This is a genomic window from Alcaligenes sp. LTN-3 (assembly GCF_059735605.1).
In genome coordinates this window covers 1284780-1306936 of sequence record NZ_JCAPDN010000001.1, presented here as the reverse complement: position 1 = coordinate 1306936, position 22157 = coordinate 1284780, and the positions used below count along the sequence as shown (strand labels likewise).

Annotated in this window: 20 protein-coding genes, 1 tRNA gene and 1 riboswitch; of the genes, 9 read left to right on the top strand and 12 right to left on the bottom strand. The window is 55.4% G+C overall.

The genetic code is table 11. The features are described from left to right. Positions 1-118: 118 nt before the first annotated feature. The 3 genes from AC6I6N_RS06155 to ypfJ all read right to left on the bottom strand — a co-directional run bounded on the left by AC6I6N_RS06155 (position 119) and on the right by ypfJ (position 1443). Entirely contained in the window at positions 119-241 is a 123-nt protein-coding gene (locus tag AC6I6N_RS06155) for a hypothetical protein (RefSeq protein ID WP_257502692.1), read from the bottom strand. Between the two features lie 199 nt (positions 242-440). Then, positions 441-516, bottom strand: a tRNA-Lys gene (locus AC6I6N_RS06150). A gap of 75 nt (positions 517-591) precedes the next feature. Beyond that, on the bottom strand, positions 592-1443 hold the full coding sequence (ypfJ, locus tag AC6I6N_RS06145) for a KPN_02809 family neutral zinc metallopeptidase (RefSeq protein WP_094197212.1): 852 nt from the start codon (positions 1441-1443) through the stop codon (positions 592-594). A gap of 264 nt (positions 1444-1707) precedes the next feature. Between ypfJ and AC6I6N_RS06140 the strand changes: the two genes are divergently transcribed. Continuing rightward, on the top strand, positions 1708-3354 hold the full coding sequence (locus AC6I6N_RS06140; protein WP_094197211.1) for an ABC1 kinase family protein: 1647 nt from the start codon (positions 1708-1710) through the stop codon (positions 3352-3354). Positions 3355-3506: 152 nt separating this feature from the next. On the opposite strand, the gene AC6I6N_RS06135 is transcribed toward AC6I6N_RS06140, so the two are convergent. After that, the gene (locus AC6I6N_RS06135) at positions 3507-4205 is read right to left on the bottom strand and encodes a cytochrome b/b6 domain-containing protein (RefSeq protein WP_108727702.1); all 699 of its coding nucleotides are present in this window, start codon (positions 4203-4205) and stop codon (positions 3507-3509) included. Positions 4206-4283: 78 nt separating this feature from the next. Continuing rightward, positions 4284-4796: a hypothetical protein gene (locus tag AC6I6N_RS06130; protein ID WP_094197209.1), complete on the bottom strand. Its 513-nt coding sequence runs from the start codon at positions 4794-4796 to the stop codon at positions 4284-4286. A gap of 310 nt (positions 4797-5106) precedes the next feature. Between AC6I6N_RS06130 and ribA the strand changes: the two genes are divergently transcribed. Continuing rightward, the gene (gene ribA, locus AC6I6N_RS06125) at positions 5107-5778 is read left to right on the top strand and encodes a GTP cyclohydrolase II (protein WP_094197208.1); all 672 of its coding nucleotides are present in this window, start codon (positions 5107-5109) and stop codon (positions 5776-5778) included. Positions 5779-6220: 442 nt separating this feature from the next. Here the strand turns inward: ribA and AC6I6N_RS06120 are convergent, their stop codons facing one another. After that, complete coding sequence (locus tag AC6I6N_RS06120) at positions 6221-6847, bottom strand: FMN-dependent NADH-azoreductase (protein WP_094197207.1); 627 nt, start codon at positions 6845-6847, stop codon at positions 6221-6223. Positions 6848-6972: 125 nt separating this feature from the next. Between AC6I6N_RS06120 and AC6I6N_RS06115 the strand changes: the two genes are divergently transcribed. Then, positions 6973-7881, top strand: a complete 909-nt coding sequence (locus tag AC6I6N_RS06115; RefSeq protein WP_094197206.1) for a LysR family transcriptional regulator — start codon at positions 6973-6975, stop codon at positions 7879-7881. Here AC6I6N_RS06115 and AC6I6N_RS06110 read toward each other — a convergent pair. Beyond that, positions 7878-9449, bottom strand: coding sequence for a glycosyltransferase family 39 protein (locus AC6I6N_RS06110; RefSeq protein ID WP_497943317.1), 1572 nt, complete (start codon positions 9447-9449; stop codon positions 7878-7880). The genes AC6I6N_RS06115 and AC6I6N_RS06110 overlap by 4 nt on opposite strands. Before the next feature lie 90 nt (positions 9450-9539). Further along, positions 9540-9717, top strand: a riboswitch (yybP-ykoY riboswitch). On the opposite strand from AC6I6N_RS06110, the gene AC6I6N_RS06105 reads away from it, so the two are divergent. Beyond that, entirely contained in the window at positions 9718-10293 is a 576-nt protein-coding gene (locus AC6I6N_RS06105; RefSeq protein ID WP_094197204.1) for a TMEM165/GDT1 family protein, read from the top strand. A 5-nt stretch (positions 10294-10298) separates the two neighbouring features. Here AC6I6N_RS06105 and AC6I6N_RS06100 read toward each other — a convergent pair whose 3' ends face one another. Together AC6I6N_RS06100 and AC6I6N_RS06095 are read right to left on the bottom strand one after the other, a co-directional pair. Then, complete coding sequence (locus AC6I6N_RS06100; protein ID WP_497943316.1) at positions 10299-11993, bottom strand: methyl-accepting chemotaxis protein; 1695 nt, start codon at positions 11991-11993, stop codon at positions 10299-10301. A gap of 202 nt (positions 11994-12195) precedes the next feature. Next, a complete protein-coding gene (locus tag AC6I6N_RS06095; protein WP_094197202.1) occupies positions 12196-12819 on the bottom strand; it encodes a helix-turn-helix domain-containing protein in 624 nt (207 codons plus the stop codon). A 463-nt stretch (positions 12820-13282) separates the two neighbouring features. Between AC6I6N_RS06095 and AC6I6N_RS06090 the strand changes: the two genes are divergently transcribed. The 3 genes from AC6I6N_RS06090 (at position 13283) to speE (ending at position 16210) form a co-directional block, all read left to right on the top strand. After that, positions 13283-13450 (top strand): hypothetical protein, encoded by a 168-nt coding sequence (locus AC6I6N_RS06090; RefSeq protein WP_497943315.1) that lies wholly within the window; start codon positions 13283-13285, stop codon positions 13448-13450. A 273-nt stretch (positions 13451-13723) separates the two neighbouring features. Then, positions 13724-14758 carry a sensor histidine kinase gene (locus AC6I6N_RS06085; RefSeq protein ID WP_497943314.1) on the top strand — a complete coding sequence of 345 codons (1035 nt, stop codon included), beginning with the start codon at positions 13724-13726 and terminating at the stop codon, positions 14756-14758. 174 nt (positions 14759-14932) lie between these two features. Further along, positions 14933-16210: a polyamine aminopropyltransferase gene (gene speE / locus AC6I6N_RS06080; RefSeq protein ID WP_108727698.1), complete on the top strand. Its 1278-nt coding sequence runs from the start codon at positions 14933-14935 to the stop codon at positions 16208-16210. 281 nt (positions 16211-16491) lie between these two features. Here the strand turns inward: speE and AC6I6N_RS06075 are convergent, their stop codons facing one another. Continuing rightward, positions 16492-17424: a LysR family transcriptional regulator gene (locus tag AC6I6N_RS06075; RefSeq protein ID WP_497943392.1), complete on the bottom strand. Its 933-nt coding sequence runs from the start codon at positions 17422-17424 to the stop codon at positions 16492-16494. Between the two features lie 120 nt (positions 17425-17544). Between AC6I6N_RS06075 and AC6I6N_RS06070 the strand changes: the two genes are divergently transcribed. Both AC6I6N_RS06070 and AC6I6N_RS06065 read left to right on the top strand, forming a co-directional pair. Then, positions 17545-18735 carry a serine hydrolase domain-containing protein gene (locus AC6I6N_RS06070; protein ID WP_497943313.1) on the top strand — a complete coding sequence of 397 codons (1191 nt, stop codon included), beginning with the start codon at positions 17545-17547 and terminating at the stop codon, positions 18733-18735. After that, positions 18732-19952, top strand: a complete 1221-nt coding sequence (locus AC6I6N_RS06065; protein WP_497943312.1) for an MFS transporter — start codon at positions 18732-18734, stop codon at positions 19950-19952. The genes AC6I6N_RS06070 and AC6I6N_RS06065 overlap by 4 nt, the downstream gene beginning before the upstream one ends. A 64-nt stretch (positions 19953-20016) precedes the next feature. On the opposite strand, the gene AC6I6N_RS06060 is transcribed toward AC6I6N_RS06065, so the two are convergent. Both AC6I6N_RS06060 and AC6I6N_RS06055 read right to left on the bottom strand, forming a co-directional pair. After that, a complete protein-coding gene (locus AC6I6N_RS06060) occupies positions 20017-21726 on the bottom strand; it encodes a sulfate adenylyltransferase (RefSeq protein ID WP_094197198.1) in 1710 nt (569 codons plus the stop codon). Next, a complete protein-coding gene (locus tag AC6I6N_RS06055) occupies positions 21723-22157 on the bottom strand; it encodes a hypothetical protein (RefSeq protein WP_159063945.1) in 435 nt (144 codons plus the stop codon). The genes AC6I6N_RS06060 and AC6I6N_RS06055 overlap by 4 nt, the downstream gene beginning before the upstream one ends.

Below are 22157 nucleotides of genomic sequence, written 5' to 3'. Positions count from 1 at the left end.
CTGCCAAAGCATGATTCAAATGTGGGGCAAGGCGCTGGCAGGGCAGCGACATTTTCTGCGCTGCCCTGGATTGTGCCTACATGGCAGGGGTGCAGGATGTTTGAGTGGGCGAGGTCTGTCAGTTCCTGGCTTTGCTAGGCGGCTCATTGCCCGGGATTTTCTTCGGATCGGGTTCGGGGTTCGGCGTTTTGCCCGGAGGTGTGGTGTCGGGGGCCTTGGTCGGATCAATGGCAATCAGCATGACAATCTCCTGATGTGATGATCTGTTAGCCTAGCGGGTTTTTGTAGTGGGCGAAGTAAACAACTATGACCAGAAGATGGCTGCGCAAAATTGGGGTAGCGATGTGCTGGATCGATGCGTCCAGACGCAAAAAAGCCCGCTGTAGCAGCGGGCTAATTTACGATGTTGCGGCATGGTGTACCGCAAACAGCAGGATATCTGGTGGGTCGTGACAGACTCGAACTGTCGACCAATGGATTAAGAGTCCAGTGCTCTACCAACTGAGCTAACGACCCCCGTTTCCTGCGAAGAAAATGATTATAGAACGGAAATTATGTAGCGCAAGGACGGGTTACATAATTTTACGTTTATCAGGAAGCGGGATCAGGTCGAGTGAAAGTATCGCACATGTTCAGTTGCCCGGTTTGATAGCCTTGCATGAACCAGGCCATGCGTTGTTGCGCGCTGCCATGGGTAAAAGAGTCTGGAACCACATAGCCTTGAGACTGCTTTTGCAAGGTGTCATCACCTACCGCTTGAGCCGCGTCTAGCGCAGAACGGATATCGCCCGGTTCCAGAATCTGGCGTTGTGCATCGGCGTGATTGGCCCAGATGCCGGCGTAGCAGTCTGCCTGCAGTTCCAGACGCACGGACGCCTGACGGGCTTGCGAGGCCGAGCCGCTGCGACGGGCTTCATCCACACGGCGCATCATGCCCAATTGGTTCTGAACGTGGTGGCCCACTTCATGCGCAATCACGTAGGCAGGGGCAAAGTTTCCCTTGACGCCCATCTTTTGCTCCATCTCGGTGAAAAAGCCCAGGTCTATATAGAGCTTTTGATCCGCCGGGCAGTAAAACGGGCCCATGGCCGATTGGCCTGCGCCACAAGCCGTGGGAGTCGCGCCGCGATACAGAACCAGTACGGGATCGCGGTAGCTGCCATTGGTTTGCTTGGCAAAAATATCGCGCCAGACATCCTCGGTTTCACCCAGGATTTTGGCGATGGTTTGGCCCTGTGTATCCGAGGCGGCAATCGGTTGAGATTGCGGGGCGCTGGTGGGGCCACCGGCCAGGTTCAGCACCACATTGGGGTCGACCCCAAAGTACAGGGCTACCAAGGCCAGCACGATTGTCCCCAAACCGATCTTGCCGCCGCTCAGGCGTGGCCCATTGGCACGGCGGTCCTCGACATTACGGCTGGAGCGAGATTTATCCAGACGCATCACGCTCTCCTTGAATTTAAAAACGTCAATGTACTCTGATTTGCGGGCCAAAGCAGGGGCATTTTCGATTCTTGTCATCTTCTAAAGGGAGGGGGGCTTTAATTACCCCATCATGACAAGTCTTTGAATTACTTGGGGTAATGCGACTTGTCCAAAGGCTATCCCCGCGCTTGCCCACTGAAAATGTGGATAAGTGGATAAGTAAGTCACCCGGACGCTGCGGTATGCTACTTTTCTCAGGGCGTAGCCTACTGGAGAGCGAGTATGTTGGGAGGAACCTTGTTGGCCTTGCGCGACCATGCGCGCGTGCGTGCCATCGGATCGGTCATTGCTCGATACGGAATCGGGGATGTGATGCATCGTCTGGGTCTGTCGGAGCTGCTGCCCGGTAACAAAACCCCGGTGGCGACAGAAATGCCCGAACGCTCGGCGCCTGAACGTTTGCGACGTGCCCTGGAGGAGCTGGGGCCTACCTTTATCAAACTCGGTCAGATTCTGGCCACACGCAATGACCTGCTGCCTCTGGAGTGGACCCAGGAACTGGAAAAGCTGCAAGGTCATGCCGCGCCGGTGCCTTGGGAGACTATTCGGCCCGAATTGGAACTGGCTTTAGGGCAAACCGTAGACCAAGCCTTTGCGCGTTTTGATATCCAGGTGCTGGCCTCGGCTTCTATGGCGCAGGTGTATCGTGCCTGTTTGCGGGACGGTACTGAAGTGGTGGTGAAGGTGCAGCGCCCCGGTCTTGAGTCTTTGATCCAGGCTGATCTGCGTTTGCTGAAACAGATTGCCCGCTTGGTGCAGCAGCAGGGTTTGTTGCCTGAGTATCGCCCCTACGATATTGTGCGCGCCTTGGCCGAAGCCATTGCCGATGAGCTGGACTTTACGCGCGAAGCAGCCAATACCGTGGCTGTGCGCGAGAATATGCAGCCCTTTAAAGACATTGTGGTGCCGCGCGTTTATATGGAATGGACCAGTGCCACCGTCATGGTGCAAGAGTTTGTGCCCGGAGTCTCACCAATTCAAGAGGCGCAGTTGCAAGCCATTGAAGTGGATCGCCCCTTGCTGGCGCGCCGGGGAGCCTTGGCGTTCTTGCATATGGTTCTGGAGGATGGGCTATTTCATGCCGACCCGCACCCCGGCAATATGATGGCGTTGCCGGGCAATCAGGTCGCCTTTATTGATTTCGGTCTGGTCGGTCATTTGACGGAACGTCGTCGCCAGCAATTGCTGGTTCTATTGCGCGCAATTGTGGACGGGCAGGCCGATGGGGTGGCTACCACCTTGCTGGATTGGTCGGGTGCGGAAGATTTTGATTGGAGCCGGCTGGAAGAAAGTGCCCAGCGCTATGTTGCCCGACAAAGTAGTGGGCTTTTGTCCATTTCGGTTGCTTTGCTGGATTTTATGGCGCTGGCGCGTGAGAACCATTTGATTTTGCCGCCGGATCTGGCTTTGCTGTTCAAGGCTTTTATCACCGCGGATGGCGTATTGAAACGTCTGGACCCGCAATTTGATGTGGTTGAGGTTGCACAACCGGTCATTCTGGCTTTGATGCGTAAGCAGTATTCCCCTCGTCGTGTTTATGCAGACTTGCAACGCAGCTTGCTGGAGTCTCGCCAATTGGCGATGGATGCGCCTCAATTGCTGCGTTTGCTGATGCATCGCGTCCGGCAAGGCAAGATCTCTGCCCGTATTCAAGTCGAGGGTATGCCGCGTCTGGCCTCATCGCTGGAAAAGGCGGCTACCCGTTTGGCCATTGCGATTGTGACGGCGGCCTTTGTATTGATTTTGGGGCCGGTGCTGGTTACACGCGGCCCCGCTTGGCTGGGCCTGACTATTTTTAGCTGGGCCGGTTTATTGGCCGCCGTTCTGGGGCTGGTTCTGGTCTTGTGGGGATTTTGGCGACGGCGCTGAAAATATCGTGAGGCCGTCGCTCTTTGTGCAGAGAGTGTTCAAGCGGCTAGTCACCATCCAGTTTAAAAGACGGCTAGTAAAAATGCGGCTCAGCCCAAACAATCCCCGCATTATCCCCAGGTTTATTCACAGCTTCTGGGGATAAGTCAGGCTTACATAAAGTCGTCCATGCCGCCGCCTACCGGTGCCAGGCCGGTGATCCAGTACACGCCCCAGGCAATCAGTACGGCAATGAGCAGAGCGAGTAAACGGGTTTTCCAGTTGTCTTTGCTGGCAGGTAGCGCAGGTTCACTGGGTACGGGCATGCTGCCCTTGACCATGACGCTGGTTAATTTCTGACCACCCAGGACGCGATACAGGAAAATAGCCAGGATATGCAAGCCGATAATGGCCAGCATGATCCATTCGTTGGCTTTGTGCAGACCCGTCAGGGTTTTGGACCAATCGCTGCTGAGATAGGCCAGAGGGCCTGAGGTAAAGATATCGTCGTTGGCAAACAAACCAGAGATGGCCTGAAAACCAAACACAATCAGCATGACCCAGACCGACCAGGCGCCGACAGGATTGTGGCCTGGGTAGACGGCAGGTTTATCACGCAAATAACGCAGGCTGCGTATCGGATTGGGGAAGAAGTGGCTAAAGCGCGAGTAGTAGCCACCGATCAAACCCCAGACCAGACGAAAGGCCAACAGTCCCAAGGCCAGCAGACCAAAGCGTACGTGCCAGTCCATCCATAGCCCGCCAACTTTGATTGTCACAAAACAGCCCACAATGCTAATGACAAACAGCCAGTGGAACAAACGGGTGGGTAAATCCCAGACAAGTAAAGGGCGGGTTGTGGAGGTTTGCATAGGGAAAATCCGGAGAGACGTAAACACCTGATTATAGTCAGTGTTCCGTTTGAGTCCGCTGCTCCTTGCAGGTTCCCCTTACTGCATAAGTGGACGGCGCTTGCGTAAACTGATTTTGCGCCCATCGTATCGGTATTCGTCGATCATGGCCGGATTGTCCTGGCTGGGTGTTTCCATAATCAGGGTTCGGCCGTGATGACGGACCCGGATTTTGGCGCTGCATGAGCCAAAGGCTGGCGAGACGGTATAGCCCTGGGACGATACGGTGACCCAATGGTAATTGATCGAGCAAGCACCCAGGCCCTTGTCGACTGAAATCAGGGCGGTTTGATTGTTGGCTTGCTTGAAAGCGTAGGGGATATTGATCATCCCTTTTAGCTCTGGCTCTATGGTCTTTGCGTCCAGTTGCAGCCGCGCTTCGTAGACATAATCGCTTTGGCTTACCTGCAGTGTGCCGTAGGGGCTATCCAGACTGAGCTGCGAGGGCGGTTGAGGCCAGGCCTGGCTTGCCGCGCCGTGGGCGACAAACGGTTGCAGGGCTAAAGCAAGCCCAATGACAACGTAGCGGATAAAGACCTTAAGGGCGGGCATGATCAATTAGGGCTGAGGACGATCAGGACTCAGTGAAAAACACAAAGTGCCATAGATCGTCTGTATTTGTAAGTTTCATAACATTTTATGTATTTTCTTGTTGCGTAGAATACCGGATAGCAGAATTTTTCGCTATAAGGATAAGAACATAAGGTGACTATTCCACTCCTGTGTCGTGGGCAAAGAGCGGTAATTAGCCCTGAAAAGCATCATGTCCCAGACTGAAAGAAACCGGCTGAATTGGGCTATCATTGCCAAGTCGCCCCGGATGGGGCCAAGCCGCATTTCTTCGCCGCAGCAGAGACTCATTATGCAATCCACCCCAGATGCCGCACTGGCGTCAGAATCGGGCTCCGCGCTTGCTGCCCAGCAGGCCAAACCCGGTGTTTTACTGGACTATGTCAGCTCCAGCCGTTTGCCCACGCCTTGGGCTGTCTTTCAAATTCATGTGTTTGTAGAGCGCAGCAATCAAAAAGAACACGTCCTATTGACCCTGGGGGACGTGGCCGATGGCCACCCAGTCCTGGCCCGTGTGCACTCCGAGTGTTTGACAGGCGATGCCTTATTTAGCCTGCGCTGTGATTGCGGCCCTCAACTGCAACTGGCGCTGGAACGTATTGCGACGGCTGGCCGTGGCGCCCTGATGTATTTGCGCCAGGAAGGGCGAGGCATTGGTCTGGTGAACAAGATTCGTGCGTACAAGCTGCAAGATCAGGGAGCCGACACCGTAGAGGCCAACGAGAAGCTCGGTTTTCCGGCCGATATGCGTCGCTACGATATTTGCAAGGATATGCTCGAGCACGTTGGTATCCAGAAACTACGTCTGATGACCAATAACCCGCGCAAGGTAAAAACCTTGCAGGACATCGGTATTGATGTGGTGGAACGTGTACCGCATCAAATTGAAGGTAATCCCTTTAACGAGGCCTACCTCAATACCAAGCGTTTGCGTTTGGGGCATTGGCTGGAGACAGACGAATAAGCGCGGGGCCAGCCTGACGCCCTGTGAGCGCCTGTACGGGTTCAAGGGTCATTGGGCTAAGACTGGACTTGCACGCTTAGGATAAAGGGCCATGCATAGGCCCTTTTTTTGTCGCCGGGCCGCCCCAAGACGAAAAGCTCCCCCTTGGGGGGCAGCAAGCCGAAGGCGTAGCGAGGGGGCTTTTTTTGTCGCCGGGCCGCCCCAAGACAAAAAGCTCCCCCACGGGGGGCAGCAAGCCGAAGGCGTAGCGAGGGGGCTTTTTTTTCGCCGGGCAGGAACAAGAAGCCGGATGCGACAAAAAACAAAGCCAGACTGGACCGAGGTCGCAGTCTGGCAGGAGCGTAGCGTGCTCAGCCCTGGGAGTTGAAACAACATCAGATTCTGAGCGAGGCCGCGTGACGGCGCGAGTGTTGCGGCCTGATTGACTCGGACCGCGTCTGTTTTAGGCGGTGCTCTTTTCCAGCAAGGCGCTGACACTGGCTTTGGCATTTTCTACAATCTGGTTGCGCAGCTCAGGTGCTTTGCCCAGGCCTTCAGCGTACACAATACGTAGGTCTGTTATGCCCATGAAGCCGAACATCACGCGCAGATAGCTTTCCTGGTGCTCCATGGCCTGGCCTTGCTCCGATTCGGAGTAGATGCCACCACGGCTCAGAACCAGATATACCGTTTTGTCGCCGGCCAGACCTTCTGGTCCATTGCTGGTGTAACGGAAGGTGCGACCAGCTTGAGCCAGACGGTCCATCCAGGCTTTGAGCTGGCTAGGGATGGTGAAGTTGTAGAAGGGGGCGCCAATCACAATGACGTCCGAGGCCAGAAACTGGTTCAGGTATTGTTCGGTGATCGCATTCTCGGCGCGTTGACGTTCGGTCAGGGTGGCAGGGTCCAGGCCCAGGCGCATGCCCAGGGAGTCAGCCGAGAAGTGAGGGGGCGGGTTCAGGGCCAGATCGATATGCTCCACTTGGACTTGATCGTTTTGCTGGCGCAGTTGATCAACCACAAATTGTGAAAGTTCGCGGGAGACGGAGTTCGCGCCGGTGATGCTGGAGTCTACGTGTAGCAGTTTCATGATGTCTGTTGTCCAAAGCGATGAAGGAATGGTGTCATTATGTTTGATGCTCATACCTTTGATAAGCCGGCTTTTCTGAGAAAGATTATTCTAATTTTGTTTGTAATTCTGGAAAGCATCCCTGTATGTATGACTTAAATGACATGGTGTTGTTTACCGAAGTGGTGCAGCGCGGCGGGTTCAGCGCAGCCGCTCGGCACCTGGGTATGCCGCCATCGCGCGTGTCGCGGCGTCTTAGCCGCCTTGAAGCCGAAGTGGGTGTGCGCCTGTTGCAACGCACCACGCGTAGCCTGTCTCTGACCCCGGCCGGGGAGGTGTTCCTGCGTCATTGCCAGGCCATGCGCGACGAGGCTGAAGCGGCTTATGCCGCTGTTGCACAAGTGCAGCAAGAGCCGCGTGGTCTTTTGCGTATCAGTTGTCCGGTCACCTTGGCACATACCGTCTTGTCGACCGTGTTCGCCCAATTTCTGATCCGCTATCCCCAGGTTGAGCTGGAGGTGGAGGTCAGCAACCGTGTGGTCGATCCGGTGGCCGATGGAATTGATGTGGCCTTGCGAGTACGCAGCACCCTCAGCGATAGCGCCAGCTATATCGTGAAACGCCTGGGCGAAACCGGAGCGATTCTGGTCGCCCAGCCTAGCTTGCTGGCGCGGTTTGATCCGGTGCGAGGCCCGGCAGATTTGGTTAAATTGCCCACGGTGGCCATGTCGGCTCGGCAAGGTCAAAACGAATGGGAGTTGTACGGTCCCGAGGGAGCCAGCGTGATGGTAACGCACAGGCCACGCTATATGGCCTCGGATTTATTGACCTTGCGTGAGGGGGTAGAGCAGGGCATAGGCGTGGGTATCTTGCCCGACTATATGTGCTGCGATGCCTTGAAAGCTGGACGTTTGGTACAGGTCCTGCCGCAGTGGGCCCCCTTGCCGGGGATCATTCACGCCGTATTTGCCTCCCGCCGAGGCATGGCCCCGGCGGTGCGGCATTTTCTGGATTACCTGGGTGAGCAACTGCCAGTGCATCACCCACAGATTTAACCGTCGTGGCCTGCAGTGGCTGTAAAGGGACAACTGCGTTGCGCGGGCAAAATCGCCCAGTTCAGATCAATCATGGGGCTGCGTTCAGAGGACCAGCGCTGTTCGGTCAGCCCCTTGATGGGGGCTTGTTCATACAGTTCGAGCAAGGGCTTTGGCGGCTTGCCTCGGGTCTGGATGCTGTAAACAATCAGGGCCCCGCATTGCAAATCCTGCGGAAGTTTCAGCCAGGGCGAAGCGGCAGGATCGGCATCGATAAAGACCATGACGTCCTGGCCTGCATGAACGGCGATATTTCCACCCAGCCAGGTATCCGCTACCACGACCTTTAGGGGGATGCCGGGCATGTGCTCTTTCCAGATGGCCTGCATCTGGGCAGACACCTCGGGGCCGGGGAAGGTGGAGCGAGAATCCCGGCCTGTATACCAGGCCAGTGGACCACGGGCCAAGGCATAGCCCGATGCCAGCAGAATCTGCAGCACGATCACAATAATGGCGATACGGCGCAACTGAATCTTGTCCTGGCCATGCAGGATCCACAAGGCAAAAAAGCCATACAGCACAAAGAACGTCGTGGCCCAAGAGGCCACCAGACGGGTGCCCATAATGGCTGAAATCAAGACTGTGCTGATCATGGGGGTCAGGCCTACCCATAGCACAAACTGCTTATCGCTGCGGGAAATCGCATCGGCATAGCGCTGCTTGTCTTGCAGGGCGGTATCCGACTGAGCCCGCTTTTTCTTGTCCCGATGGTTCCAGATGCCCAGCGCGATCATGGCCACTATCATGGGGCTCAGTCGCCCTAGTTGGTCCAGGCTAAAAGCCAGTAGCTCTTTGTAGGCCTGCCAACGAGTATGCGTTTCCAGCGAGCCATCCATATATCGGAAGGGGGCGAAGTCATGCTTTACCAGCCAGTACAGGTGGGGGGACAAAACCAGTACATAGGCAAGCAGGGCCAGACCCACGCCTACCCAGGTTTGTCGTTGACGCCACATGCCGCTGCGCAGGAAATACAAAAAGAAGGCAGTGAACAGAATAACGGCGCTGTATTTGGTGACGGTAGACAGCGCCGCGACTGCGCCCAGCCATAACCAGTCTGCCGGTTTCTGATCCCGGCTGGCACGATAGAAAAACCAGGTCGCGGCGGTTACGGACCACAGCTGGGCCGTGTTGTGATTAAAAATGGTGCCGCGCAAGGAGAAGTAAATACTGACAGAGCTGATCAGCAAGACCATCAAGGCGCGCTCAGGACTCAGGAACTCGCAGGCCAGTTTCCAGATAAACCATAGTCCCAGCACCGAGGCTGTCATGCCTGCTGCAAAGGTCAGCCAGGCCGGGCGTCCGAGCATACTGGTCAAGGCGGCCATCACCCACGAGGGGAAGGGGGGGTGTTTCAGATAGCCCAACTCAAAACTGGCCGACCAGACCAGCTCTTCCATGCCGTCCAGGTCAGGCGCTTTGTGGCTAATAGCCATCAAAACGGACCACAACAAAACCATGAATAACAGATACAGCAGCACATAGCGCTGGTAGGTGTCGGATGGGGTAGACGCTGGGGTTTGGGCAATCATGCGTAGGACGAAAGCGTAAAAATAATTAAGTGTACTTCCAGTGCGTTGAAAATCACCGATTGGACAGGCGCACTAATCTGGGCTACGATGCGCTTCGTCATTAGGGAGTAGCCGCTTCGAATGAGCGAAGATCAGCGTCAACATACTTGACCTATACAGGGTCATGGCGCTGGTAGCAACTTAGCCTGGCAAGACTTTTGACCATAGACCTTCGCGTTTGGCCGGGAGGGTTTGTGGTCATTCGTCTCGTATCCGGCCAGGAGTTGTTATGGAAGCGTTGTTTATCTCCACGGGTGTGGTTGCTCTAGCAGAAATTGGGGACAAAACCCAGTTGCTCGCCTTTATTCTCGCAGCCCGCTACAAACGCCCTTGGCCCATTATTCTCGCTATTTTCATAGCAACCTTAGTCAATCACGGTCTGGCTGGTGCCATTGGTGCCTGGGTTCCGGCATTGCTGGATCCTGAAGTGCTGCGTTGGGTGCTGGGTATTTCCTTTCTGGCCATGGCCATCTGGATTCTGATTCCCGACAAGATCGACGATGCAGAGGCCACACGTACTCGCTTTGGTGTGTTCGGGACCACCCTGGTCACCTTTTTCCTGGCTGAAATGGGCGATAAAACCCAAATCGCCACGGTCGCTTTAGCCGCTCAATATCAAGAATTCGGTTTTGTGGTGCTAGGCACGACTTTGGGCATGATGCTGGCCAACGCTCCGGCCGTTTTGTTCGGTGAGCGCATCGCCCGCCGTTTGCCTATTCAGTTGGTCCACCGGATTGCAGCCGGTATCTTTGCTGTGCTGGGTGTGCTGGCCCTGTTGGGCGGCACCCAAAGCCTGGGGTTCTAGCATAGCTAGGGGTTGGATACCACTTGCCGTAGTCGGCCCGGATGGGTTGACCTGCGACGAGCGGTATCCATATTCACAATGGGTGCCAGAGTCAAAGGCACAGGCGAGTGGGTAGGCGCGCTTTTTCCATGATTGAGGACACTGATCGCCTCTTGCAACTGGGCACCGTTCTGATTCAACTCTTGAGCGGTTTCGCTCAAATCATGAACCAGAGCGGCATTGTCGGTGGTAATTTGATCCACTTGTTTCAGGGCTTGGGTCAGTTGGCTCAAACCAATGCTTTGTTCACTGGTAGCGGTAGAGATTTCACCCATCAAACCCGCTACTTCAGAGACCGACGTCAGAATTTCCTGCATGGTTTGGCCCGCATGCGCTGCATGATTCGCCCCTTCGGCACTGAGTGTTTGGGTTTGAGTGACCAGTTGCTTGATTTCATCGGCCGCTTGGGCTGCTTGCTGGGCCAACGAACGCACGGCAGACGCGACCACCGCAAAACCTTTACCGGCTTCTCCAGCCCGTGCTGATTCAATCGACGCGTTGATTGACAGGATATTGGTTTGAAAGGCGATGTTGTTGATCATCGAGACGATATTGCCAATATGCTGCGAGCTTTCCAGAATCTGTTGCATGGACGAACTGACCTTCTGAACCGCCTCATTGCCACGACTGGCAATATCAGCACTGCGGCTGGCCAGTTCATGGCTGGCCTTGGCATTGTCTGCCGTTTGCAAGACGGTTTGCCCAAATGAACTCATGCTGGCGGTAGTCTCTTGCATGGAGGACGCTTGTTCTTGAGTGCGTGCTTCCAGCAAGGCACTATTGTCAGAGAGCTTGCGTGATACCCGCTGATTGTTTCTGCAGCTCTGGTCCACGTCCGTGCTGATGCTCATCAGGCTTTTGCGCATCAGGTCCAGGTTTTGACCCAGTGTCTCCAGGTTTTTGACAGCAGGCCCACGTGTATTGACTGTCAGGTTGCCCGCCGCAATTTGTTGAGCGATGTGCGTGGCTGTTTTAAACGATCCCAAAACACGCCGCATCAAGATCGCTTGATAGCCCAAAATTATCAGCGTGCCCACGCCCAGGGAGCTGGCCAGCAGAGTCATGCTTTGCTGTGGCATTTCCGTATTCAGAATCATGGCAATAATCCCGCCGGTAATACCCAGATTCAATATGCCTTTGCGCAGAAAAGCCGCCAGTAAACTGGGGCCAAATAAAAAGCGTAGTCCTGCAAAAGGGCGCTGCCAGCTGCGGACCGTAATATGGCCAGCGCGTATGGCCCGTGAACGATTTCGGCCCTCGCGCAGTTCCTGATAGAACTGTTCAGCGGCTTGAATAGCTTGAGGTTTTGCCCGTACCCGTACCGAGGCAAAGCCGGTTAGTTCACCTTGTTCAATAATTGGGCTGGCATGGGCTAGAACCCAATAAAAACCGCCGTCTTTACGGCGGTTTTTAACGACTCCAACCCACGAACGCCCCTGCTTTAGGGTATGCCACAAATCTGCAAAAACCTCGGAGGGCATATCGGGGTGGCGCACGATATTGTGTGGCTCGCCAATCAACTCCGCCCGACTAAAGCCGCTTACCTCGACAAAGGCCGGGTTTGCATAGATGATGCGCCCGGCCAGGTCAGTTTTGGAGATGAGATATTGTTCGTCCAGCAGCTCGGTTTCGATGCCGGTAATTGGTAGGTTCTTGCGCATAACCTTCCCCTTTATATTTTTGTATCAGCAAAAGACGCGCGATAAACGGATCAATTTCTTGTTGTGAATTTTCGTGAATAGTATCATTTGATCCGTTTTTTATGTCTAAAAATAAAAAATTGATAATCAAATGAAAATCATTGTCACAAATGGGTTGAAACTGAAAAAATTGATCCGTGCTGATACAGGGGGAAAGAGGCGCTCAGGAGGGCAGGTACTGGGCGTGGAAGGCTTCGCTGAGCAGTTGCAAAAGCAAGGCGATAGGAATGGGCTTGGCCAGGGCTGTGGCGTTGCCGGGCAGGCCACCGCGTGCGTGAATGTCGGTGGCACTCAGAGCGGAAATGACGTAGATCTGGGTATGTCCGGTTTCGGGGGCGTCCGCCAGGGCTTTGAGCATGGCAAAGCCATCGAGCTTGGGCAAGTTCAGGTCCACAATCAGGACATCGGGGTAGAAATTGCCTGCAGCAATCAGACCTTTGAGCCCATCCTGCTCACAACGCAGTTCAATCGGGAAGGGCAGATGTTCCATGGCCATACGGTAAATAGCCAGCAGATCCAGATCGTCTTCAACGACCAGCACGCGCAGACAAGGTTCATCGTTGCCAACGGGCAGGCTTGAGGGGGTGGGGGCATCGGGTAGTTGCGCACTACCTCGCCCTTGGCGCTCTTGCAAAATGGTTTGCACGGAGTCGCGGTCAATGCGTCGGTGGCCGCCTTGGGTTTTCCAGGCCTTCAAGGTCCCGGCTTCTACCCAAAGTTGTACGGTGCGTACGGACACACCTAGTAAATCAGCAGCCTGCCGAGTGGAGTAAACGGCGTCGTTCATGGAGTCAAAAAAATGAAAGCAGGCCAGACCGGGGTAGTGAAAGAAAGGGCCCCGATGTAGCAGTGCAGAGTGTAGAGACGATATTAGTAAGTACTGAAATACTAATACTGGCAATGGGAAGTGGCCTGTTCATGCCCAGTGATAGGCAGAGTATTTGACACACATGCTTCTAATATCTCCGATTTTCAGATGTTCATGTTTCTTCAGGGAATCACTTTAATCTGGCGGGCCTGTGAACCTGGACTCGCCCTGCTGATTTTACGCGTATCCCTTGTGCTGTCGTGTTACCGGACCTTCCAGTGTAGGCCCTTGAACACACTTGTCCTCTAGCGCAACAAATAGGTGTCCGGGATCGTGACGGGGCTGCCAAACCAGGAAATCAGGGTGTTTGCACCCTAGTGTTTTTTGTTGGTATTGACCTTGATCCCAGCCTGCCTTTATGAAATAAATAGGAATCTATTTTATGCAAGTCTCCTCGTTTTCTACAATCAGCGTTGTGCGTCTTATGATACGGCTGTTTGTGATTTTAAGCAGTATGGCGCGTCATTTTGGAGCCAGGCTTTTTAAAATTAATGATACCTTTCCCGCCATTTTTCTTATTGGTAATGAAATAAAGTTATTAGGCAATTGATCGTTTGTTTCACCCAGGCCGATGCAGGATATCGGCGTGTCGATAATCCCATCCCAAAAAAAAGCAGGCGTAGTTTCGGGGCCTGATCTTTGGCGGCATGGCGATTGAGAACGCACTGAGGCAGGCACAGTGCTTGTTTTGGGGCAGAAATAGGGGATTGGCTTGTTGCTCACATTATTTACCAGTTTTTTAATGGGGCAACGCTTGTTTAATCAAGCGAGTGTTCCTAAATGGCCCAGGCTAACTTATGAAAGATCGCATTGTTCGGAGCAAATGCTCGATGCCTTGCCGGATGCGATTGCTATGTTTGATTCCAGCGGGATGCTGCAGGGCTGTAATCGGGCCATGCGCAACTTGTTGGGTATGCCGGAGTTAGTCAATCACACAAATGACTTTCTGGATTTTTTTCAACGTCTTGAAAATGGACTGCAGGCCGATTTAGCGTATTTGCTGCCTGGAATTAGCCAGGCTATTTACCGCGCCCATCATCCCTTTTATTGTATGCACCGGGATGGCGAAGGTGAGCGCCGGCGTGCGCTGGAGTTTCACTCCTATGCTGCGCCAGCTCCCGCTACGGCCACTTTATTGATGATTCGTGATGTCAGCGCACAAATGCAAAAAGAACGGGACCGGGCAGACTGTTTTGCAGTGGCCGCTCATGAAATACGCTCTCCGCTGGCGGCCATCAGCGGCTACATTGAATTGCTGCAGTTAGAGTCCACCCCGTCAGCCTGGGCTGGCAAAATTTACATGAAGTTACGAGAAAAAGTTCGAGGGGTGGATGTGCTGCTCGACGATTTGACGCGTTTAAATCGCATCGAGTATGAAGGGGTTGGCAGCCGGGAGTGGCGCACGTCAGATTTGCGTGCGGTGTTGCGCCTGAGCCTGCGCTCTTTCAATGAACAGCGCCACCGTATTTGCCTGGATTTACCTTCGCACAACATGTGGGCCAGAGTGGATGTGGTTCCTTTGCTAGTGGCGCTGCGCAATGCCTTGGAAAATGCCTTGAAGTACTCTGATGCGGATACGGTGGTGACCTTGCGTTTGCGGCCTGGCCAAACGGGTTGGGCCTGTATCGACGTCCTGGATCAAGGCCCGGGTATTGATCCTCTTTATAAAGATAAAGTGTTTGACAAGTTCTATCGCCTGCCCGGCCAACAGGTGCAAGGCAGTGGTCTGGGTTTGTCCATTTTGCGCTCGATTGTCCAGCATCACGGGGGCAGGGTGTACTTCAAGGATCACCCAGGGGCAGGCGCACATTTGGTCATGGAATTGGTTTTGTTGCCTTCCGCGTCGTATATACCTTAATCTTCCCTAAAATAGGGTTATTTTCATATATTTAAGTTTGATATAAGGTACAATTTGCCCTCTTTTCGATGAAGCGAGGTGATCGCCTTTTCAGGTGCACCTCGCTTTGAAGTTTTTATGTTGCGGTCATCTCGTTGGTAGGGAGCGCAAAATCCGTTAAAGGAGCACACGATTATGCAAGGCTTGCACTTGACCGCAGACCTTTACCAATGTGCATGCAGCCCGGAGCTGCTGATCGATGCCCAGAAACTGGCTGATTTTTGCCGCCAGCAGACGATCGATGCTGGGCTGACGATTGTTGGTGAAGAGTGGCAGGCATTTCCCGAGTTTGAAGGGCAGCCCGGTGGTGTCACCGGTGTCCTGCTGCTGGCGGAGTCTCATTTAGCCATTCATACCTGGCCAGAGCGCGACGGCGTGACGCTGGACGTGTATGTTTGCAACTTCATGCAAGACAACTCTGGCAAGGCGACCCGCCTGATTAACGGTATTGAGCAGGCTTTCAAGCCCGGCCAGGCCCAGCGTAATCGCTTGTGGCGTGGCGAGGCCGATGGCCCGGCTCATGCAGGCGAACTGCTGACGGAAAACCTGAACCAGGATGCCTTGTACGGCTTTCGCTTTACCGAACGTTTGCTGGAGCGTCAGACTGCTTTCCAGCGTCTGGAGTTGTTGCGGTCTGAAACTCTGGGTACGACCTTGCGCTTGGACGGCTGCATGATGACCTCCGAGGCCGAAGAGTTCTTCTACCACGAGGGTCTGATTCACCCGGCCGCCATGGCACACCCCAATCCACGTCGCGCCTTGATTGTGGGCGGTGGTGATGGTGGTGCCCTGGAAGAACTGTTGAAGTACCCCAGCCTGGAGCGAGTCTCCTTGGTTGAGCTGGATGGCGAAGTGATCGAGGTGGCTCGCGAGCACTTGCAGTCTATTCATAAGGGGGCCTTTGATAACCCGCGTGTGCAGATTCAGATTGAAGACGGCGCGAAATTTCTGGCCAATACACAGGAGCGGTTTGATCTGATTTACCTGGATCTGACCGACCCCGAAACGCCGGCTGGTCCTTTGTACACCGCTGCGTTCTTTGAGTCCTGCAAACGCGCGCTGGCAAGCGGTGGTGCTTTGGTCTTGCACCTGGGTTCGCCTTTCCACGAAAGCCAGCAGGTCAAGAACCTGAGCGCATCCCTGGCCAGCGTGTTTGCGCAGGTGCATGGTTACGGTCTGCATATTCCGCTGTACGGTTCTTACTGGGGGCTGGCGATTGCTTCCGACGAGTTGAACCCGCGTGCGTTCTGCGCCGAGCAAATCCAGGAACGTCTGGAACAGCGCATGAGCAGCGAGAATCAGGATTCTCTGCAGTTCTACAACGCTGATCTTCATGGCGCCTTGTTTGCTCTGCCTACTTTCTACCGCCGCCTGATGCCGGTGAACGAGGCCAATCTGGAAGAGGTCTGTTAGGCCGCCCGCGATAAACGGCCAAAGCTTGGCGATCCGCTGACTTTGCTAGAAATGGAGCCCCTGATCTCAAGTAGATCAGGGGCTTTTTTTGTCCGAGATGCTGTCAGTGCGCCATGTGTCGCACTGAGTCGAAGCTCTATACAGCAGGTTTAGCAATGGCTGAGACAAGGTCAATATACGCTCAGGCGCGCGTCAAAAGTCCGCCCTAGGGCAGGGGTGGGGCATCGCAACGGTGTGCGGCAGTGCAGGCGTGGGAAGTGGAGCGGATCGAGGGTGGGCATTTATTGGCCGCTCACGCGGCGGGCTTGGGTTTGAGACGTGTCCAGAACAGCCGGAAACACACGGGCGCACAGGAAATCGACGAAGGCTCTGACCTTGGGCGAAGGATGTTTGCTGGCAGGCCAGAGGATGTAGAAAACGCCAGTGCGTTCTGCATAGTCGTCCAGAACGGTTTGTAGCCGCCCATCTGCCAGAGGCTCGCTGATCGAGAATTCTGGCAGATAGGCGATGCCCAAACCCTGCACGGCAAAGCACACGCGTGTCTCGATGTTGTTGCAAATCATCGAAGTTGGTAGCGTCAGTTCGGGCTCATCGGTCGCGCGGTGCAAGGCCCACGGCTCCAGCTTGCCGCTGTTGGGAAAGCGGTAGTGCAGGCAGGTGTGATTCAGCAGATCAGCAGGTACTTTGGGTATTCCTTGCCGCGCCAGATAGTCGGGTGAGGCGACCAACATCGAACGAAAAGAGCCAAGCCGACGAGCGGAAAGGCGCGAGTCAGTTGGGTTGCCCGTTCTGACTACGGCGTCGAAACCTTCCTCGATCACCTCAACGAGCCGGTCGCTGAAATCCAGGTCCAGCTCGATCTCCGGGTACTCGCGCATGAACTCGCCGAGCACGGGCAGTAACAGCGAGCTGACTAAAGGCAGGCTGACTCGCAACCGGCCATGCGGCATAGTCGTCGCCTGCGACAGTTCCTGTTCTGCCGCCTCGATTTCGGCAAGGATGCGGCGGCTGCGCTCCAGGAACAGCGAGCCCTCGGCTGTCAGCGAGACACTGCGAGTGCTACGGTGGAACAGGCGCACACCCAGCTTTTCCTCCAGCCGCGCCACACTCTTACCAACCGCAGAGGCCGACACGCCCAGCAGCCGACCAGCTGCAACGAAGCTGCGCACTTCAGCCACTTGGACGAACACCACGAAGCTGTTGAGACTGTCCATCATCACCCCTCAATTACGGACATAAAGTTCCGCTTAACACGGAACTCTACCTGACTTTTTCTTTAATTTCAGGCTTTCTATCATGACGTTTGGGTCCACTGATGAAAGGAATTACCTGTAATGACTTCCGTAATTACGCGATGCGCCGACGCCCCGCCTGCGCATCTTTCCCCCCGTGTACAGACCATAGCTCAACAGGCACTGGACCAAGGCCGCCTGGTCGGTGCGGTCGTGCTGGTGGCCCGCGATGGCAAGCTGATCCATCACCAGGCTTACGGCTGGGCCGACCATGAAAGTCGTCGTGCGATGACGGTGGATACGGTCTTTCGCCTGGCCTCCGTGAGCAAGCCCATTGTCTCCACCGCCGCACTGGTATTGGTGGCGCAAGGACGCATGGGGCTTGATGACAGTATTCACCCGTGGCTGCCTGAATTCCGGCTGAGTTTAGCTGACGGTCGTCCTGCGCAGATCACGGTTCGGCAACTGCTCAGCCATACGGCCGGATTGGGCTATCGCTTTCTTGAGGCCGATGCGCAGGGGCCTTATGCACGGGCGGGTGTGTCGGACGGCATGGATGCCACTGGTATCAGTCTGGAGGAGAACCTGCGTCGCATCGCCACTGTGCCGCTCCTGTACGAGCCAGGAACAGCTTGGGGCTACTCCTTGGCAATCGACGTGCTGGGTGCCTTGATCGAGCAGGTATATGGCGCGCCTTTGGATGTGGCGGTGAGCCAGCTTGTGACGGGTCCGCTGGGCATGGTGGATACCGCTTTTATCGTGCGGGATGTGCAACGCGTGGCGACCCCCTATGTGAATGGCACGCCTCAAGCGCATCCACTGCGAGAAGGCGAAACGGTCTCGCCTTTTGAGGGGGCGGTGGGTATTCCTTATAGTCCTGCGCGCATCTTCGATCCGCAGGCATTTGCTTCCGGTGGAGCGGGCATGGCGGGTACGGCAGGCGACTTTTTGCGTTTGCTGGAAGCCTTGCGTCAAGGAGGCGGCGGCCTGCTACCCAGCGACATGGTCGCGGAAATGGGGCGGGACCAGACGAATGGCTATGAACTGCCGGATATGCCGGGGTTTGGCTTTGGACTGGGCTTTTCGGTCCTGCGCGACCGGACGCAGGCAGCGTCGCCCGAGTCCAATGGAACCTGGCGATGGGGCGGAGCCTACGGTCACTCATGGTTCGTCGATCGGGCGCAAAGGCTCGCTGTGGTTGCCTTCACCAATACCTTGTACGAGGGGATGTCCGGCCGCTTCGTCACCGATTTGCGTGATGCGGTCTATGGTGCCTTGGAGGCTGGACGATGAGTTCTACCTCTATGAACCGCTCGGCCTGCTTGCAGGAGTGCAATCAGGTCCCTGTGAGTAATCAGGACCGTCTGCCGCTGCCTGCCTTGCTGGCTTTGGCGATGGCAGCCTTCATCACGATCCTGACCGAAGCTCTGCCTGCGGGCTTGTTGCCTCTGATGGCGCAAAGCCTGACGGTATCCGAGGCCTTGGTTGGCCAACTCGTCACTATTTACGCGATTGGCTCACTGCTTGCCGCGATTCCATTGACGGCGGTTACGCAGAGTTGGCGGCGTCGGCCATTGTTGCTGATCGCCATCAGCGGCTTCGCTGTTGTCAATGCGGTGACGGCTGTTTCTGACAGCTATACCATCACACTTGTCGCCCGTTTCTTTGCTGGTGTATTTGCAGGACTGTTGTGGGCCTTGGTGGCCGGCTATGCGGCCCGCATGGTGCCCGAGCACCTGAAGGGCCGCGCCATCGCGATCGCCATGGCAGGTACGCCGATTGCACTTTCCCTGGGCATTCCGGCCGGCACTTTTCTGGGTGCGGCTTGGGGTTGGCGCGTGACTTTTGGTCTTATGAGCATTCTGACGGTGATTCTCGTGGTCTGGGTGATTGCCAAGGTGCCGGACTTTCCAGGACAAGCACGCGGAAAGGGGTTTGCACTCAGGACGGTTTTTACTTTACCGGGCATTCGGCCGATTCTGTTTGTCACGCTAGTTTATGTGCTGGCCCATAACATCCTCTACACCTACATAGCCCCCTTTCTCGTCCCGGTTGGCATCGCGGATCGGATCGATCTTGTCCTGCTGGTTTTTGGCGTCGCTGCGTTACTGGGCATCTGGATTGTGGGTGTGTTGATCGACCGCCGCTTGCGTGAACTGGTACTGATCAGCACGACCTTGTTCGCGCTTGCCGCATTGGCACTTGGCCTTGTCGGCAACGTACCGGCTGCTGTCTACGCGTCTGTCGCCGTCTGGGGGCTAGCCTTTGGTGGTTCGGCGACGCTCTTTCAAACGGCTTTGGCCAAGACGGCAGGGGAAGCCACCGACGTAGCGCAGTCCATGATGGTGACGGTCTGGAACATCGCTATTGCTGGTGGCGGAATTGTCGGCGGCATTTTGCTTGAAACCTTCAGCGTGTCTGCCTTTCCGTGGAGTGTGCTGGTGCTGCTTGTCGCGGCATTAGCGGTCACTGGAGTTGCTCGCTCACATGGTTTTCCATCATCGAGATAGGCATCTGCCACGGGCCGTCCTGCCCGATCTCAATCCAAGCAGGACGGTGTAGCAAGATACCGCCTTATTCCTTATCCGCCCCACGATAGCGCTGGTAGGGCAGGACGTTCCAGGTACGTGTGGTCAATTGCTTGGCAGAGATCACCGCCGGAATATCGTCCAGTAAGCTGCGGGCTGAATGCAGTTCCCGCACGACCTCTTGCTTGTCCTGATACATGAACTCGTCCGAGGCCTCTTCCGGTGCTTGCTGCTGTTTTTCTTCCAGATCGCTGATCAGACGCTCTTGCTGAAAGCGCAAGGCAGCACGGGCATCTTCAATCCAGGCCGCTTGCATGCTGCGGTTGTGGTCCACTACGGCGCTGTACTCGGTGTACACGCCGTTATAAATATCCCCCGCATGGTGTCGGACGTCGTGACTGGCGATTTCTAGATCACGCACCGTCAGTTGAGATGGATCCAGCGGTTCGCTGCGCTTGGCCCCGCCCAGACGGGTGTACTGGGTGTAGTAGGGGAACATGCTCTGGATCACCTTGCTGACGGGCTGAATCGCCTCGCCTTCCTCGCAAAGACCTTTGGGTTGCACGCCTTGCATGGCGGGCAGGATGGATTCGGGGCGGCAAATCTCCTTGGGCGGCATGATGCCGTGACGCAGCATCTCACGAATGCCCGTGCCGGAGATGGTCAGCCTGAAGCGATCATCGTGCGGGCAAGTCTCGGAAGTGGCATGGCAGGCACAGCGTGTGCAGTAAAACACCTCGTGGAACAGGCGCACATCAATGCCCATTTCCTTGGGGCTGAACTGATCAAAAATGCTGTGGCTGGCGTACTTGTCGTAGTAGCTGCCAATCCCGGCGTGATCCCGCCCAATCAGGGCGTGAGTACACCCGTAGTTCTTCATGATCAGGGCATGCAAAATGGTTTCGCGCGGACCCGCAAAAATATAGGTGACACGCAACGGTGACAGGATGGCGCGGTCCTTGGGGTAGTAGGTATCGAGCACGTTCCGGTAGGCCATCATGCGGAACTCATGGCGCACGTATTCACGCTTGGCCATCTCTACCAGTGGCTGCAGGAACAGGCCATCAATCCCCTCCAGCGCGTTGCGGTGAATGTACTCGTGGCCCCGGTGCAGTGGATTCGCGCCGGTGATAAAGCCCGCCACGGAATTGAATTTCTTTTCTTCGTAGAACAGATGCCAGGTGTCCTTGGGTTCGCGCCGTAGTTTCTCGAATGGGCCCCAGTCCACACGCTGCAGCAGGTGCAAGGTGCCGCCCAGGGACACATCGCCCATGCGTCGGTAAATGGAATCCACACCGGGGTGGTTTCTGTCTGTCGTGCCAAACAATTGCTGGGCGCGCTGCTCCTTGTCGTAGGAGAAGATGTCCTCGATGCTAAGGATGGCAACTGGTTCGTTGTCGCTATTGGTCAGCGCCACTTCAGAGCCAACCGAAAGGTCTTTGATAATGTCGCGGTTGCGATCGCCAATGGGAGCAAAGCTCAAGGGCACAGGCCACACCACACCATTACTCAAACGACCCTCTTTGAGCACGGAGTTGTAGTCGGCCTCGTTCATGAAGCCCTTGTTGGGAGAGAGCACCCCGGTCGCAATCATCTCGATGGTGATGACCGCCTCCAGATCCACGCGGATGCTGGGCAGGGAGCGCGCACGTTCGATCTCGTCCTTGACGCGATCTTCCGGGACGACCTGGTTGACCAGCGTCCCACCATGCGGCTGCTGGGGGTAGCGGTCAAAGTTCAATGTTGAGTGCTTCATATTGCCTCCTTTAATGTGCCCCGCGTGATGATGAAAGATAGTTGTTTGTCGGGGCGTTTTTCTGGTGTTGGGTGATAGATGTGCTCTGGGCCGGAGCAGATGCTCTTTGCTTTCAAACGCTCTATTTCTACTTGTGATGTCGGACGAAAAATCCTTGTCCGAACAGGTGATGCAGCGCTGGCTTGAATACCGCTTGCGCATCGTTTTGCTGCGGTCGTTTGATACGGCATGACGACAGGGGTACAGGCACCGTGTCGGGCTGTTTGGTAGGTGAGGTGATCTTCACCGTGGCCCATGATGCTGCGGCGGCTGCTTGCCCCAGGATATCTGCCTTGAAATTCAAATTGGGTATAGGGGATAAGCCCTAGATTTCCATGGCCAGATCCCGCAGGAACTGTCCTAGTATTACTTACAATCACGAGAAAAATCAT